The 1425-nt window shown below is 50.1% G+C and carries 2 protein-coding genes; both read right to left on the bottom strand.

Going from position 1 to position 1425, the window contains the following annotated elements:
• Positions 1–58 precede the first annotated feature (58 nt).
• On the bottom strand, positions 59–1024 hold the full coding sequence (locus tag FW767_RS12915) for an ISAon1 family transposase (protein WP_235898134.1): 966 nt from the start codon (positions 1022–1024) through the stop codon (positions 59–61).
• Positions 999–1370 (bottom strand): ISAon1 family transposase N-terminal region protein, encoded by a 372-nt coding sequence (locus FW767_RS12910; RefSeq protein WP_121700426.1) that lies wholly within the window; start codon positions 1368–1370, stop codon positions 999–1001. The genes FW767_RS12915 and FW767_RS12910 overlap by 26 nt, the downstream gene beginning before the upstream one ends.
• Between the last annotated feature and the right edge of the window lie 55 nt (positions 1371–1425).

Here is a 1425-nt window from a genome sequence, read left to right as displayed (position 1 = left end):
GGCTCAAGCCGAAATACCGGTGCATATGTTAAAATGCATCGAGGATAATGTTAAAAATTCAGGCGTATAGTTTGACAAGTCGGAAGATAAAGAAATCTCGGTCGCGAACGCCTCTCATTTGAGAACGGAATATCTTGACCTTTGAGTTGAAGGACTCTGCCGAAGCGTTGGTGGCACGACGGCGGAAGTAGTTGAGTATAGTTGGTGCGTGGTTCCTGAATGTCTTGATTACGGAGCGGAAGTTGTTGTTGCCCAAAGCCATTACTTTCTCATACCACTCGTTCATCCTGCCCATCGCCTTTGTCGGAGAGATTTTAGCATTGAAAATGTGTCGCAGCTCCATTGCGAGATTGTATGCACTTTTCAAAATGGGGTGATGTTTGAACAGTATATTGACACGATGACGCTGTATGTCAGTCCATTTGTTCTGCGACATCATCAGGGTGTGCTTGCTGCGGGCAAGTATCTGGCGCATGGTCTCGCCGTTGGAGTACGTCACCGGCGGCACAGACTTGTCCCGGCTGTTCTCTTCGGCGATGAGCCGGCGGCGTATGTCTATGCGGATTTCATCGACGGCTTCGTTATAGACCCGCTGCACATGGAAGCGGTCGTTGACCACGTGGGCGTTGTAAAATACCTCGGCGGCTATCAACATCATCGACGGCGACAGGTCGCAGGTCACTTCTTTAACCCTGCGCCTTACCGACTTATCCATGGCATTGATGAGTATGGATATGATTTCGTCGCTCTTTGTTCCGGGGATGGCGGCCGCCAGCGTGCCACGGCCGCCATGACCGTCTTTGTTGGTAAGGAACGTCCACACTTCGCCGTTGCTCAGGCAGGTCTCGTCAAGGCTCATGTACGGTCCGATGTTGGCTGCGTTGAAATAGAAGCCGCAGCAAAGCTCCGACTCCCACCACTCAGCATAGCCGCTTATCCTGTTGCGATACAGATCGGCAAAATGTTTGCCGTTGACACAGTACATCTGGGCTATGTGCTTAATCGACAGTGATGTCGTCTCCACCTTCGTCTTTTAAAAATGCCACGAACTCGGCACTGAGTCGTGTCCCTTCCTCGTTGGGAAGTTCAAGGTTGTAGGAGAATATCCTGTTGGTTTCCTTGTCCCACCATTTGTTCTTGCGCATGTGCAGATAAACGGGCCTGCCACGCATCGGATAATCCTGCACTGTAACGTATTCGGTATAGCCTCGCGCAACGATATTGGGGTTGCGGAAATCCTCGTCTGACAGTTTCTTTTTCTCATCAAGCCAGATGTCATAGGCTTGATCGGTACGCTCGAACCGAACCATCTCAAACAGTTCATCCATCCCTTCGGGAAGGCACATCCATATTGCATCTGTTGTTTTCATACCCCAAATTTAACACTTTTCAGAAATTCCATGCACCGGAATTTCGGATTGACCC

Origin of the sequence: Heminiphilus faecis (assembly GCF_008728965.1) — a bacterium.
GTDB lineage: Bacteria > Bacteroidota > Bacteroidia > Bacteroidales > Muribaculaceae > Muribaculum > Muribaculum faecis.
The sequence above is the reverse complement of the archived record's forward strand: the minus strand, read 5'-3'. Positions and strand labels throughout refer to the sequence as shown.